The sequence below is a fragment of the Flavobacterium sp. PS2 genome (assembly GCF_046250155.1).
In the GTDB taxonomy this organism is placed as follows: domain Bacteria; phylum Bacteroidota; class Bacteroidia; order Flavobacteriales; family Flavobacteriaceae; genus Flavobacterium.
This window is the reverse complement of the sequence record NZ_CP176426.1, coordinates 4,289,763-4,304,840: the sequence shown is the minus strand read 5'-3', so window position 1 is coordinate 4,304,840 and position 15,078 is coordinate 4,289,763. Positions and strand designations below refer to the sequence as shown.

The window sequence follows — 15,078 nt, the reverse complement described above, 5'->3', positions numbered from 1 at the left end:
GAAGGAAGACTACTTTTAAATTTATTCTAAAAAAAAATCCCGAAACATCGGGAGACTAAAAAAAGGCAAGCGACCTACATCGCATCGCTCAACCACTTACCCTTGCTATGTTCCCATCCTGGGGGAGTCTGCAGGAGCAGATCGTGTAGGACTTGCCGGTGCAAATATACAATCTTTTTATATTTTTGCAAGAGCTTTGTGCCTATAAAAATAACATTGTATATTGGCTACTTCAAATTTTAGACTATGAAAAAACATAACTTCTTAACTTTCATTTTATTAGGAATCACACTGGTTGGTTGTAAAGAGACAAAAAAAGATGAAAATTCTATATTTTCTTTTGATGATTCTAATTTTCCTGCCCATTTTTTAACAAATCAGTCTATTTCTTTAGGTATTTCAAACCCAAATTCGAAACAAATCGACAGCATTGTGTACTTTGTTAACGATACAAAAGTTGGCGCAGTAAAAGGTTTAAACAAATTAAATTTTGAATTAAAAGATCAAAAACTAGGATACCAAAAACTAAAAGCATTGGTTTATTACGACGGAGAAAATGCTGAAGCAACCTCAAGAATTGAATTAGTTTCGGATATTCAACCTAAATTATTGAAATATAAAATCGTAAACACATATCCTCACGACACCAAAGCTTTTACAGAAGGCTTAGAGTTTTTCAGAGATACTCTTTATGAAAGCACAGGACAAAAAGGAGATTCGTACTTTAGAAAATACGATTACAAAACTGGTAAAGTATATAAAGAAATCACACTTGATAATAAATACTTCGGAGAAGGAATTACTATTATCAACAACAAACTATACCAATTATCCTGGCAAGAAAAAACAGGTTTTATATATGATATCAATACATTAAAACTTGAAAAAACTTTTACCTACGATAAAGAAATCGAAGGTTGGGGAATGACAAATGACGGAAAATACATTTATCAAGGTGATGGAACCGAAAAGATTTGGAAAATGGATCCTGAAACTCAAAAAATGATTGATTATATCAATGTATATTCAGGAAGCTCAAAAATCAAAGCTATAAACGAATTAGAATTAATCAACGGGAAATTCTATGTAAACGTATTCCAAAAAGATGCAATTGCAGTGGTAAACCAAACAACTGGTGCAGTCGAAGGAATCCTAAACATGTCAGGATTACGCAAGCAACTAGCTCCTAGCATAACAATCGATGATGTTTTAAACGGAATTGCTTACAACCCAAAGACAAAAACAATATTTGTAACAGGTAAAAACTGGGACAAAATGTTTGAAATAACCGTTTCTGAATAACATACAAAGACAATATTCGAATTTCACAAATTTTCACGAATCGATTAGTGTTAATTTGTGACACGAGACCGTAGGGCGAACTGACGAAGTAAATTTGTGTTTTATTTCAATACTATAAAACAATCAGTATCCTTTTTTAAACTAAATTTATACAATGATTACTTTAATTACAAACATAAAAGAGCTTATACAGGTTCGGGAAACTCCAATTTCTAAAGTTTCCGGAGCCGAAATGGCAATACTTCCAACCATCAAGAATGCTTATTTATTTATAAAAGACAATCTAATTGCAGGATTTGGTTCAATGGAAAACATTCCTGAAATAAAAGCCGATTCAACTATTGATGCAACTAGAAAAATGATTCTTCCCTCTTGGTGCGACAGCCATACACATATTGTATATGCTGGCAACAGAGAACAAGAATTTGTAGATAGAATAAATGGACTTTCTTACGAGGAAATCGCTAATCGCGGTGGTGGAATTCTAAATTCTGCAAAAAAGCTTAACGAAACCTCCGAAGAAGAAATATACAACCAATCCAAAGCCAGACTAGAAGAAGTTATGCGTTTAGGAACTGGAGCTGTCGAAATAAAATCAGGTTATGGACTTACTGTAGACGGCGAATTAAAAATGCTAAGAGTCATAAAAAAACTTGCCGAAAATTACCCAGTAACTATAAAAGCAACTTTTCTTGGCGCACATGCATTCCCTTTAGAATTTAAGGAAAACAAAAAAGGATACATCGATGAGATTATCTACAAAATGCTCCCTGAAATTGCCAAAAACAAGCTAGCAGATTACGTAGATGTATTTTGCGAAACGGGTTACTTCTCTGTCGAAGAAACAGAGCAAATTATGGAGGCAGGTATCCAAAACGGATTAATACCAAAAATCCATGTCAACCAGTTTAATTCTATAGGCGGTATACAAGCAAGCGTTAAATACAAAGCCCTTTCTGTGGATCATCTCGAAATAATGAACCCAGAAGACATTCAGGCATTAAAAAACACCGAAACGATGCCTGTAGCTCTGCCATCGTGTTCTTATTTTCTGAGTATTCCATATACACCAGCAAGAGAAATGATAAAAGCAGGATTACCAATTGCATTAGCTACAGATTACAACCCAGGCTCTACTCCATCCGGAAACATGAATTTTGTCGTTGCAACAGCATGTATCAAGATGAAAATGACTCCCGAAGAAGCAATTAATGCAGCTACAGTAAATGGAGCTTATGCAATGGGAGTTTCAGATACCCACGGTAGTATAACAGTAGGAAAAAAAGCTAACTTTATACTAACTAAACCTATTACCTCCTATTACCAATTACCTTATGCTTTTGGTACTAATTTAATAGAAAGCGTTTTTATCGAAGGTGAAATTTTCGAATAATAAAATCGAAAACTAAAAAATACAAACTCTTATTTTAAAAGACTCTAAAATAGCTACTTAAATTAGGTAATCCCTAAATAAGTTACTATCTTCATCTTTTTAAAATAAGAGTTTTTTATTCATGAATACATTAGGCCTCATTTTAGATTTATGCAAATTTAGTTTGAAACAAAAAGGTTTCAATACTAGCATAAACTGGGTCCCTAACACAAACGTTCCTATAACGTTTACAAATTCATTTAAACAAAAAATCTTCCCGAATTATTAAGCATCCGCGAGTGTGCTTAATACATCCTATAAACTTTATTTTTTACAATCCCATTTCCAATACAATTTTGGATAATGTTACTCGCTATATAAAGTTTTATTTATATCTATAAATTTTAGGATCAAGGCTATTTTATACTATTTAAATAATTTTAAAAAAAAATAAGATCATGGCTAAGGTTAACAATATGAAAGCACCTTCAAAAGATTTAAAGGCGAAGAAACAAGAAAAAGCATTAAAAAAACTAGAAGATAGTCAGAATAAAAAACGAAAATCCAGATAAATAAACCAAAAAAAAGGGCAGCAAAACTATGTTTTACTGCCCTTTTAATATTATTAAGTACTTTTTTATCTTAAAGTAAAGCTTGTTTTAGAAACCAACTCGTCATTATCAAAAACGTTGATAAAGTAAGTTCCTTTTTCAAAATCTTTACCAGGTAAATCTTCAGAAACATTTACTGATTTGTTTTCATACTGAACTTTTGTAACAAAGCTATAAACTAACGATTTATCTCCAAAAGATTCTGTTTTTTTATCTCCTAAGACATTGTTTTTACTATCGATAACTTGTACATAATACGTTTTATCTCCAGATTTAGCAATTTGATTTTCAGCAATTGTAAAACTAATTTTTAATACATCAGCTCTACTAGCTTTATCAGTTTCAATTTGTTTTCCTGAGCTTCTTAATTTGTAAGCTGCAGTTTTTGTATTAAGGATAGATAATTTCGATCCTTTTTCAACAGTTTTAGCCAATTCTTCATTTTGACCAACTAATACTTCGTTGAATTTTTTAGATTCTCCTAAAACAACAATTGTGCTATCACGTTGAACTGTTAACACTCCATTTTGTTTTTTCAACTCATCGTTTTCTGCAACTAAAACTTTCATTTTACCTTGCATAGCCTGAACTTGAGTTTTAAATTTAGATACGTCCCCTTTTGTTTTATTCAAATCATCCATTAAAGTAACTACTTTGTCTCTTTCCTGAATTAACTCATCAGACATAGATGTATTCTCAGCAATTGCAGCATCATAAGTTGCTTTTAATTCCTGTAAATCTTTCATTACAGACTCTTTTTCTGTTAATGTAGAAGTAAGTTCAGTTTTAACAGCATCAGTGTCTGATGTCATTTTAAATATATACACTAAACTACCTACTAATAAAATTGCTAAAACTGCTATTACTGCTTTTAGACTTGAGTTGTTGTTCTTTTGATTTTCCATATTTAAATAATTTTTGTAAACAAATTTAATAATTAATATAAGCTAATAACGTAAGTTGCTACAAATATATTATTTTTGGAAAATATATTTTTTTTATGGAAAAACTAATCCCTTTTACTATTAACGACTTAGCTAAAGTTACAAATCACAGAAGTGGCGAAATAAAATTTGGCGAAAAAATGATAATAGTTCCCAAAGGTGCTGACACAATTGATTTTCTTAAAAATTGTGAAGCTAAGTATGTCCTTTTAGGAATTCCAGAAGACATTGGAATACGCGCCAACTACGGAAGACCTGGGGCTGCGTCTGCTTGGGATAGTGCCATAAAGAGTATTGCAAACATCCAACACAACCGTTTTTGCAAAGGAAATCACATTGTAGTTTTAGGTCAAATTGATGTAAAACAAGAGATGAAAGAAGTAGAACATCTTGACTTTAACGACATCGACGACCGATCAAAACTTAGCCAGTTGGTAGAGCGTGTAGACAAAGAAGTTTCGCATATTATATTTAACGTTATCAAAGCAGGAAAAATCCCAATTATCATAGGCGGAGGTCATAATAATGCCTACGGAAATATAAAAGGAACAGCACTTGCTCATGGAAAACCTATAAATGCAGTAAACTTTGATGCGCATTCAGATTTCAGAATTCTGGAAGGAAGACATAGCGGAAATGGTTTTTCATACGCTTACGAAGAAGGTTTCTTAAAAAAATACTTCATATTTGGATTACACGAAAATTACACCTCCAAAAGTGTACTCGATATTATTAAAAAAATTGAAGACCGAGTTCGTTACAATACGTACGACAGCGTAAAAATTAGAAAAGAAAAAGATTTTAATGCCGAAATGCAATTTGCTTTAGATTTTGTTAAAACAGATATCTTCGGAATCGAAATCGATTTGGACGCAATTCCAAATATTGCAAGTAGCGCTATGACCTTAAGTGGATTTTCGATTGAAGAACTACGCCAGTTTGTATCTTATTTTGGACAACATAAAAATGCAGCTTATTTGCATATTTGCGAAGGAGCACCAGATTTAGGCGAAGAAAAAAACAATCATTTAATTGGAAAATTGATAGGCTATTTAGTTACAGATTTTATAAAATCGAACTTTGAAAAAATCGAAATAAAAAGCTCAATAACTAAATAAACGCATATTCAAATAAACGATTAAGCGAATAAACCTATCTTTGCACAGAATTTTAGTACTTAAAACTAAATTCTTAATACCGAAAATATGTTATTCGAAGACTTATCACTTTCTAAAAGTATACAAAAAGCCGTATTTGAAGAAGGCTATACAAACCCTACTCCTATCCAAGAACAATCTATTCCGATTGTACTAGCTGGAAGAGATTTAATTGGGTGTGCCCAAACAGGTACTGGAAAAACTGGAGCATTTGCTATTCCTATCATACATCAATTACACAGAATTGTAGGTTCATCTAAAAAAGCCAAAGTAATCCGTGCACTTATAGTTACACCTACAAGAGAATTAGCGGTACAAATTGGGCAAAGTTTTGAAACTTATGCAAAATATACCAACTTAACTCAACTTACAATATTTGGTGGAGTATCACAAAATCCGCAAGTAGATACCCTTAAAAAAGGTGTAGATATTCTTGTGGCAACACCAGGAAGATTACTTGACTTACAAAAACAAGGATTTATAGATTTAGATCATTTACATGTTTTAGTATTAGATGAAGCAGATCAAATGCTGGATATGGGTTTTATAAACGATGTAAAAAAGATTGTAAAACTTACTCCAAAAAACAGACAAACCTTATTGTTCTCGGCTACAATGCCAATTGCAATTCGTGAACTAGCTGAGATGTTCTTACAAGATCCAGCAAAAGTTGAAGTTTCGCCAGTATCATCTACAGCCGAAAATGTAGAACAACGTGTTTATTTTGTTGAAAAAACAGAAAAAAGAAATCTTTTATATCATTTGATAAAAAATGAAGATTTATCGAATGTTTTGGTTTTTTCAAGAACAAAACATGGAGCCGATAATGTTGTAAAAGCACTTAGAAAAAACAATATCGCTGCCGAAGCAATTCACGGTGATAAATCTCAAAATGCAAGACAACGTGTTCTTGATGCCTTTAAGAACAAAGAAGTTGGAGTTCTTGTAGCTACAGATATTGCTGCACGTGGTATTGATATTGATCAATTACCATTTGTTATTAATTTTGATTTACCAAACATTCCTGAAACGTATGTACACCGAATTGGTAGAACGGGACGTGCAGGAAACGGAGGAATTGCAATTTCTTTTTGTAGTAAAGACGAACATGGATATTGGAAAGATATACAAAAACTAATAAAAGTTGATGTAAAAACGATAAGTGATCATCCGTACCAATGGCATGCAGGAAGCCCTGAAGCGGCAGCGGCAGCAAAGCCTAAAAATTCAAACCGAAGTGGCGGAGCGCACAAATCAAGAAAATCAGACGCATCTAAACAAAACAAAAAACGTTGGTATTAATCTTATCACGTAAACATACCGAGTTAAACCCGAACTCATAATTATCAGTAATTAGCGAAATTCGTGTTTAAAATCAATCAGATTCAAACGTTGGCACTATAGCCAACGTTTTCTGTTTCTACAATAAGGCAATTTATAATTTTGAATAATTTTACAGATTCAAAAGGCTTTATTATAATATCATTTATCCCTGCAGAAATAGCTTCATCGGTAATCTCATCTTTATCAAAAGCAGTTAATGCCACAATAGGCGTTTTTATGCCTTTTAAGCGTATTTTTCTAGTTGTTTCGAATCCATTCATCATTGGCATATTAATATCCATTAAAACAACGTCAAAAGATTCCGTATCTAATATCTCCAAAGCTGCAAACCCATCATCAACAACAGTACAGCTATAATTATTTTTTTCGATAATCTTTTTAGTCACAAGCTGGTTTATTCGATTATCCTCAACAACCAAAACCCTGAACACCTGATTAGAGGTTAGATCAACCTGAATTTCATTAATTATACTTTTTGTTTTCTCCGGATCATATTCAAAAGCTATAGTAAATGTAAATGTAGTTCCTTCCCCTACATTACTTTCTAGCGAGATTGAACTACCAAACAATCCTAATAATCGTTTTACAATAGTTAACCCTAAACCTGTTCCTTGATAATCTTGTTCGTTACGACCTACCTGAACAAATTTTTCGAAAATCTTATCCTGATCAACAACGGCAATTCCCATTCCAGTATCTTTTACCTGAAACTCTATAAAATGTGCCTTTCCTGCAACTTTAACTAGATTTGCAATAATAAATACCTCTCCTTTTTTAGTGAATTTTAAGGCATTGCTTACCAAGTTCATTAATATCTGAGCAAGCCTTAATTTATCTCCAATTAAATACTCAGGAATATCCGAATCGATAATTACAGTAATATGATTATTATTCTTTTGTGATAAAAAAGACAATGAGTTCTTAATCATATTAATCTCATCAGATATATTAAAAGTCAAACTTTCCAGAACAACTTTATTTTCTTCTATTTTATTAATTTGAAGAATATCATTTACCAGAGACAATAAATACCTAGCCGAGAATTTTAAAGAACTTAAATGTGGGCTTCTGGCTAATTCTTTATGTTCCTCCAGCAGCATATTAGTTATCCCTACAACACCATACAGGGGCGTTCGTAATTCGTGACTTATGGTAGATATAAATTGAGTTTTAAGAACCGAAGCCTCTTCTGCCTGTTCCTTAGCTTTTATTAATTCCTCATTTGTAAACAATAACTGTGCATTAGTTCTCTTTTTAAAAACAACATTTTTATATAATGTAACTATCAGAATAAGAAAAATACAAGAGGTTAAAACAAATAACAAAACGATAATTCTGGACTTCCTTAAATCCTGATACTGAACACCTTTTTCAATTTCAATTTTACCAATTTGTCTTTTATACTCATCCAATTCTAGATTAAAACCAGCCTTTTCAGCACTTTTTAATTTACGCTCGTTATAAAGATTCTCCTTAACCGCATTGTGCTTAATAATATTTTGATAAGCTTGTTTATGATCCCCTATTTTATTCAAAAACTTAGAATATTCTAGATATGAATACAATAAATCAGATTTTTCCATTCCTGCTTGCCCCTCTTTAATTGCCCGAATAAAATATGCGGCAGCTTTAGCTTTATCTTCGATATGAGAATAATACATTCCGTTAAGCAAATTAAACGCTACAATTGTAGATTCGTTAAGATGATTGCTATGATGTTCATTTATATATTTAAAATAAGGCAAGGCCAATGAAAACTCACCAATATCAAAATACGCCCAGGTAATATTTAAGTTAATCAAATAAACAAGCGAGCTATCTTTCTCTTTCTTACTGTAATCAAGGGATTTTTTATAATACTCTATTCCTTTTTCATATTGCTTTTTTTCAAAACAATACATATTACCTAAGTTATTGTTTATTCTGTTTTTTAAGATGTTATTGGTAGTTTTATTGGCAAAGGATAATGCCTTTTTATAGTAGAATATTGCTTTGTCAAATTCCGAAAACTCGTTATAATTTGCAGCAATGATATTGTATGAAACAGCTATTAGGTTATTATTTTTAGCTATTAATGCTTGTTGTAAAACTATTCTGGAAACAATTAATGATTTTTCAAAATCAGATTCTTTTAGATATTTTAGTGCCTTATCAGCTGTTCTTGTGATATCTTGTTCTGTTGGCAACTCTGTCTTAGCAATTACAGGCTTCGTGACACAAATCATCAAAAATAGCGATAAAATAATCCGAATATTAAACATAAATTAACTATAGTTTCATCAAATATACATTTAAAAACAAAAAAGGAGTTGTATTTTATAAATAAAATACAACTCCTTATAATATATTTTGAATAAAAAAGAATACAAGTTACTCTTACAAATAGTACTCTTTTTAAACTATCTCACTATTAAGAATTTCTCTCTTAACTATTAGAATCTACTGCATCAAAATTAATCTCTTTGTCAGCTTCCCATTTTCCTACTACCGATGTAGCAAGTGCATTACCTAATACATTTGTAGCACTACGGAACATATCACAAAAATGGTCAATTGGCAAGATTATAGCAATACCCTCAATAGGAATATCAAACATACCACAGGTTGCAGCAACAACAACCAAACTGGCTCTTGGTACACCTGCAATACCTTTACTAGTTAACATTAAAACCAAAAGCATTACCATTTGAGTTCCTATATCTAAATGTACACCATAGAACTGTGCAATAAAAATACTTGCAAAAGTCATGTACATCATACTACCATCCAAATTAAAAGAATAACCTAATGGCAACATAAATGATACAATTTTATCTTTTACACCAAATTCTTCCAACTCTTCTGTTAATTTAGGAAACACAGCCTCGCTACTTGTTGTTCCAAAAGCAATAGCAACAGGTCCCATAATACGTCTTAACAATTCAGTCATTCTTCCTTTAAGGAAAATATAACCTACTATAATTAAAACAACCCATAAAGTACTAATCCCTATTAAAAACGAACCGAAAAATTTAAAATATGTGATCAATAATTCTTCAGCATCTCTTACAGCAAATACACCTGCAATGGCTCCGAAAACCCCAATTGGAGCGAAGTTCATTACATAGTTTACCATTTTAAGAACAATGTGCGACATTTTATCCAGCGCATTTATAACCGGTTTTACACTAGTTCCTAATGAAGCTGCTGCTAATCCGAAGAAAATGGAGAATATTACAATTTGTAAAATCTCATTTGTAGCCATTGCTTCAAAAATACTCTTAGGTACAATATGTGCAATAAAATTCTCAAACGACAACGATTGCGTTTTCCCTGTTACCTCAGTTGCAGCCGACATATCTACGTGGTCTAATTTTAAACCTACTCCTGGTTGCAAAATATTTATATAGAACAAACCAATCAATAATGATATAAAAGAGGCTGTAAAAAACCAAGCCAATGCTTTTCCTCCAATTCTACCTACTGTTTTTATATCTCCCAATTTAGCAATACCAACTACCAAAGTGGTAAATACTAAAGGCGAAATAATCATTTGAACCAAACGAATAAAGATAGTAGCTAGCATCTTTATCTTATTACTAAACTCTACTGCCGCATCATGCGAAATATAATTATGCAATATAATACCCAGTGTTGCACCAAGAAACATTGCAATAAGAATTTGCCCAGTTAAGCCTCTGAAAAAAGATGTTTTTTTGATTTCTGTATTATTGTTCATCAAGTGTTTTTTGTATTATTAATTAAATATAAGACGCTCGCCTGTCTTACGTATCTCTCTAATATGTTTTATTTATCAAATGAAAATCTGCAAGAACTATTGCAGCCATAGCTTCTACAATTGGTACAGCACGAGGAACAACACATGGGTCATGACGTCCTTTACCAGTCATAGGAGTAATATTTCCTTTGTTATCTAATGAATCCTGTGTTTGCATAATTGTTGCAACAGGTTTAAAGGCAACTCTAAAATAGATATCCATTCCATTACTAATTCCACCCTGGATTCCTCCCGAAAGATTTGTCTTAGTAGTTCCGTCAGGATTATATAAATCGTTATGCTCGCTTCCTTTCATTTCAGAACCCGAAAAACCACTACCATATTCAAAACCTTTTACAGCATTGATAGAAAGCATAGCTTTTCCTAATTCGGCATGCAATTTATCAAAAACAGGCTCACCTAAACCTACAGGCACGTTTTGAATCACACAAGACACAACCCCACCTACAGTATCACCTTGTTTTCTTATATCTCTAATATATTCTTCCATAGTCGCTGCAGCAGCTTCATCCGGACAACGCACAGGATTACTTTCTGTTTTAGAAAAATCTAATTCCTGATAAGGAGTATTTAAATGAATTGGTCCTACAGACGAAACGTAGGCATTGATTTTAATAGTAGGTAACATTTGTTTCGCAATCGCTCCAGCAACAACTCTACTGGCAGTTTCGCGGGCGGAGCTACGACCTCCTCCACGATAATCACGAAAACCGTATTTTTTATCATAAACATAGTCAGCATGACTAGGTCTGTAATTATCTTTTATATGAGAATAATCGTCTGATTTTTGATTTGTATTCGGAATAATAAAACCAATTGGAGTACCAGTGGTTTTTCCTTCAAAAACTCCAGATAAAAATTGTACATCATCTGGTTCCTTCCGTTGGGTTACTATTGCAGATTGTCCAGGTTTTCTTCTTGACATCTCAAACTGTATTGCTTCTAGATCTAATGTTATTCCTGATGGACAACCATCAATAATTCCGCCTAAAGCTTCCCCATGCGATTCTCCAAATGTTGTAATTTTAAATAGTGTTCCGTAGCTATTTCCCGCCATTGTAATTAGTTTTGAGCAAATGTAAGTTTTATGAATTAAATTAAAAAATTTTAAATTGGTATTATTATCTAAAGGTTAATTTGCATTATCATCACGATTTCTTAAAATTGAAGAACAATTGATAACTATTTATTAAAAACAAATCGGCAGCAGATTCTTTAAATTTGTTAAACACCAAATCAAAACCAATTGAAAAAAAGAAATGTTGAAGTTGTAGTAATATCAGATGTTCATTTAGGAACTTACGGAAGCCATGCCAAAGAACTAAGCAACTACCTATCAAGCATTAAACCGAAAATTTTAGTATTAAATGGCGACATAATTGATGCATGGCAATTTAGGAGATCTTACTTTCCTAAATCCCATTTAAAGGTAATTCAGAAAATTATCGGCTTTGCTTCCAAAGGAACTAAAGTGTATTATGTAACAGGTAATCACGATGAAATCTTAAGAAAATTCAGCGAAATGACTATGGGAAGTTTTGCCTTAGTCGATAAATTAATCTTAGAATTAGATGATAAAAAAGCCTGGATTTTTCACGGAGACGTATTTGATGCCTCTGTACAACACTCTAAATGGATTGCTAAACTAGGCGGAATAGGTTATGACTATCTAATTTTAACCAATCGATTCATAAACTGGTGCTTATCTAAGATTGACAGAGAACCTTATTCTTTTTCTAAAAAAATTAAAGCCAGCGTAAAAAAAGCTGTTAAACATATATCCGATTTTGAAACAACTGCAACAGATTTAGCTATCGAAAAGAAATACGATTACGTAATTTGTGGACACATTCATGAACCAAAAATTGAAAGAAAAGAAAATAAAAACGGATCAACACTTTATCTAAATTCTGGAGATTGGATAGAAAATTTAACCGCATTAGAATACCATAAAAAGCGATGGAAATTATTTCATTATTCTCAAATGAATTTCTCTGAAGAAGAAAACCTTTTTGAAATGGAAGATAGTTTAAGTAGCCAATTAATGACCTCACGCTTTATCCCTAAATAATTTTATCCAGATTTGCATCAAGTATGATTCAGCAAAGCAAAAATGTGAATTATGAAACATTTAATATAATTTCTATAATTTTAACATTTTGTTTATACAATAACTTTGTCTGAATAAATACTTACTTATGAAAAAAATAATTTTGTCAGCTATCATGTTGCTAGGATTAGCATTTACAGCACAAGCTCAAGACATTTCTAAAAATGCGCTTGGATTGCGTTTAGGAGATAACCACGGATTTGGAGGAGAGATTTCTTACCAGAGGGCATTATCTAAAAATAATAGAATTGAAGCCGATTTAGGTTGGAGAAATAGCAACGATGTAGATGCTTTTAAATTAGTAGGGCTATACCAATGGGTATGGAACATAGACCAAGGTTTTAACTGGTACGCAGGTGTCGGTGGTGGTATTGGCAGCTGGGATCATGATTACCATGGCTATAGTGACAGTGGAACTTTCGTATTTGCAGCTGGAGATATAGGTATTGAGTACGGATTTAAAGAAGTGCCAATTTTACTTTCACTAGATGCAAGACCAGAAATTGGTTCTGGATATTACGATGATGATAATTTTGGATTTGATATCGGATTAGGAATCAAATTTCAATTTTAATAAATGTGTCTCGTCCTAAAAAAGCGATACGGATTATTACATAAAAATAATTAATTAAACAGTTGCAAGAACGTTCTTGCAACTGTTTTTTGTTTTATAAGTTCTCATTTGGATTTTATTTTGAGTATGCATTTGATTTGGTGTTAACATGTGATTAGAATAATGTGGTCTTAATTCATTATAAATATTGATAGATTCCTTTATTATTAGGTTTGTGATTTTTCTTTTTTGATGATACTTATCAATCATAAATTCTTGTTTTAAAATTCCATTGATTCTTTCTGCTATTGCATTTTCATAGGGATCCGAGTTTTGAGTCATGCTACATAGTACTTTGTTTTTGATAAGCTCTTTTTGATATTCATTAGCACAATATTGCAAACCTCTATCAGAATGATGGATTAGAGTTAGCGTATTATGCGTTCTTTGTTTAAGAGCCATTTTTAGAGCTTTTAAACTACTTTGAGTATTGAGATTCTCAGCAACATAATATCCCATTATCTTCTTTGAATAAGCATCAGTGATTAAGCTTAAATAACATGGATTGTCTCTTTTTCCGATATAGGTAATATCGGAGACCCAAACTTGTTCAGGACGATTTATTTCAAGATCTAAAATTCGATTTTCATGCTTTCTAAAACGATGATGTGAGTTTGTGGTTATATGATAGCTACGTTTAGGTTGTATTAATAAATGATTAGCTCTAAGTATATCAAAGAATTTATCTCTTCCAATCTTCATTAAATGGAGTTTATCCAATAAAAGATAATATAGTTTTCTAGTACCTATTCTAGGCATTAATCTTCTAAGATCATTAACCATTAAAACAACTTCTTTAGCCTTGTTTTGTTTGATTACTGTTCTTTTAATTTTTCGATAATAAACCTGTCTGTCTATCCCGAACAAATAACAGGTAAATGCTATTGTTTGTGGTTCTCTTTGTCTGAAATGGGCGATTGTTCGGGTACAGAGTTTTTTCGGATATCAATATGATATTCTTTTTCGGCTAAATCAATCATCATATCAAAGAGGATCGCTTTTTTGTCAGCAACAAAAGCCTGTCTTTCTAAGAATGCTTTTTGTTTCTCTAAAAGTTTGACTTGAGCTTCAAGCTCCATAATTTTTTGTTCAGGTGTTTTTGCCATTTTGATTGAGGTTTGGTTCTCCCAATCAAAGTTACCAAATTTCCGAAGCCATTGAACAACTGTCCTTCTACATTGAATACTGTATTTCTTTGTAGCTTCGGTTGCCGTAAGCTTTCCGTGTTCAATTTCTTGAACAACTTGTAATTTAAAAGACATTGAATAGTCTTTTTGTGTTCGCTTTACATAGCGTGATTCTTGAGATGATTCCATAACGATACTTTTTGTGTATCGCTATTTCAGGACTAGACAATGTATTTATAAAAAATCCTGTCATACTTAATGACAGGATTTTTTTTTATTTAATGATAATTTCTTTTTTCGAATTTATTTTTACCACCGCATAAGGATAAGTAATCACTTGCATTACCATACTATCGGGTGCAGGAGCAGTTTCTTTAACAGTTATAATAATATTTTTATCTGTTTCTTCTACTTTTTCAACTCCTATAGAATAACCTCCAGTATTTTTCTCTCCCATATTCAGGACAATATAATTTGCCTTTTTTATATCGTCTTCTTTTATTTTTCCTTTTAAGCTCTCATCACTGGTCAACATCTTGATTTCATTAGGTTCGCTCAATATTTCAAAAAAATGAATATTTCCACCACCATCACTTTGCTGAGTCAAAACTTCATACAAAGCAGTATTTTTATCTCCAGATTTTGTTGCCCCACAAGAAATTACAAGAACCGAAACAAATAAGACTAGTATTTTTTTCATTGTTAACTTTTTAAATTAAT

The 15,078-nt window shown here is 32.0% G+C and carries 13 protein-coding genes and 1 other RNA gene; 6 read left to right on the top strand and 8 right to left on the bottom strand.

What is annotated here, in order from left to right:
- Window positions 1-60 precede the first annotated feature (60 nt).
- Window positions 61-158: signal recognition particle sRNA small type (gene ffs, locus ACJ6WR_RS19035), an RNA gene on the bottom strand.
- An 88-nt stretch (window positions 159-246) separates the two neighbouring features.
- Here ffs and ACJ6WR_RS19030 point away from each other — a divergent pair.
- Both ACJ6WR_RS19030 and hutI read left to right on the top strand, forming a co-directional pair.
- Window positions 247-1,302: a glutaminyl-peptide cyclotransferase gene (locus ACJ6WR_RS19030; RefSeq protein ID WP_409416135.1), complete on the top strand. Its 1,056-nt coding sequence runs from the start codon at window positions 247-249 to the stop codon at window positions 1,300-1,302.
- A 154-nt stretch (window positions 1,303-1,456) separates the two neighbouring features.
- Complete coding sequence (gene hutI, locus ACJ6WR_RS19025; RefSeq protein WP_409416134.1) at window positions 1,457-2,695, top strand: imidazolonepropionase; 1,239 nt, start codon at window positions 1,457-1,459, stop codon at window positions 2,693-2,695.
- Between the two features lie 616 nt (window positions 2,696-3,311).
- Here hutI and ACJ6WR_RS19020 read toward each other — a convergent pair.
- Window positions 3,312-4,190 (bottom strand): hypothetical protein, encoded by an 879-nt coding sequence (locus ACJ6WR_RS19020; RefSeq protein WP_323490751.1) that lies wholly within the window; start codon window positions 4,188-4,190, stop codon window positions 3,312-3,314.
- Between the two features lie 95 nt (window positions 4,191-4,285).
- On the opposite strand from ACJ6WR_RS19020, the gene ACJ6WR_RS19015 reads away from it, so the two are divergent.
- Window positions 4,286-5,347 carry a formimidoylglutamase gene (locus ACJ6WR_RS19015; protein ID WP_086893911.1) on the top strand — a complete coding sequence of 354 codons (1,062 nt, stop codon included), beginning with the start codon at window positions 4,286-4,288 and terminating at the stop codon, window positions 5,345-5,347.
- Window positions 5,348-5,434: 87 nt separating this feature from the next.
- Complete coding sequence (locus tag ACJ6WR_RS19010; RefSeq protein ID WP_039112767.1) at window positions 5,435-6,688, top strand: DEAD/DEAH box helicase; 1,254 nt, start codon at window positions 5,435-5,437, stop codon at window positions 6,686-6,688.
- A gap of 83 nt (window positions 6,689-6,771) precedes the next feature.
- Here ACJ6WR_RS19010 and ACJ6WR_RS19005 read toward each other — a convergent pair whose 3' ends face one another.
- From ACJ6WR_RS19005 to aroC, 3 genes are all read right to left on the bottom strand, one after another.
- Entirely contained in the window at window positions 6,772-8,955 is a 2,184-nt protein-coding gene (locus ACJ6WR_RS19005; RefSeq protein ID WP_409416133.1) for a response regulator, read from the bottom strand.
- A 200-nt stretch (window positions 8,956-9,155) separates the two neighbouring features.
- Window positions 9,156-10,448 carry a dicarboxylate/amino acid:cation symporter gene (locus tag ACJ6WR_RS19000; protein ID WP_039117399.1) on the bottom strand — a complete coding sequence of 431 codons (1,293 nt, stop codon included), beginning with the start codon at window positions 10,446-10,448 and terminating at the stop codon, window positions 9,156-9,158.
- 58 nt (window positions 10,449-10,506) lie between these two features.
- A complete protein-coding gene (aroC, locus tag ACJ6WR_RS18995; RefSeq protein ID WP_039112770.1) occupies window positions 10,507-11,565 on the bottom strand; it encodes a chorismate synthase in 1,059 nt (352 codons plus the stop codon).
- A gap of 189 nt (window positions 11,566-11,754) precedes the next feature.
- On the opposite strand from aroC, the gene ACJ6WR_RS18990 reads away from it, so the two are divergent.
- Entirely contained in the window at window positions 11,755-12,579 is an 825-nt protein-coding gene (locus tag ACJ6WR_RS18990; RefSeq protein WP_039112771.1) for a UDP-2,3-diacylglucosamine diphosphatase, read from the top strand.
- Window positions 12,580-12,706: 127 nt separating this feature from the next.
- On the top strand, window positions 12,707-13,192 hold the full coding sequence (locus ACJ6WR_RS18985) for a hypothetical protein (RefSeq protein WP_039112772.1): 486 nt from the start codon (window positions 12,707-12,709) through the stop codon (window positions 13,190-13,192).
- 54 nt (window positions 13,193-13,246) lie between these two features.
- Here ACJ6WR_RS18985 and ACJ6WR_RS18980 read toward each other — a convergent pair whose 3' ends face one another.
- From ACJ6WR_RS18980 to ACJ6WR_RS18970, 3 genes are all read right to left on the bottom strand, one after another.
- Entirely contained in the window at window positions 13,247-14,098 is an 852-nt protein-coding gene (locus ACJ6WR_RS18980) for an IS3 family transposase (protein WP_409415691.1), read from the bottom strand.
- 14 nt (window positions 14,099-14,112) lie between these two features.
- Window positions 14,113-14,547, bottom strand: a complete 435-nt coding sequence (locus ACJ6WR_RS18975; protein WP_409415690.1) for a transposase — start codon at window positions 14,545-14,547, stop codon at window positions 14,113-14,115.
- An 85-nt stretch (window positions 14,548-14,632) separates the two neighbouring features.
- On the bottom strand, window positions 14,633-15,058 hold the full coding sequence (locus tag ACJ6WR_RS18970; RefSeq protein ID WP_039112773.1) for a protease complex subunit PrcB family protein: 426 nt from the start codon (window positions 15,056-15,058) through the stop codon (window positions 14,633-14,635).
- Window positions 15,059-15,078: the final 20 nt, after the last annotated feature.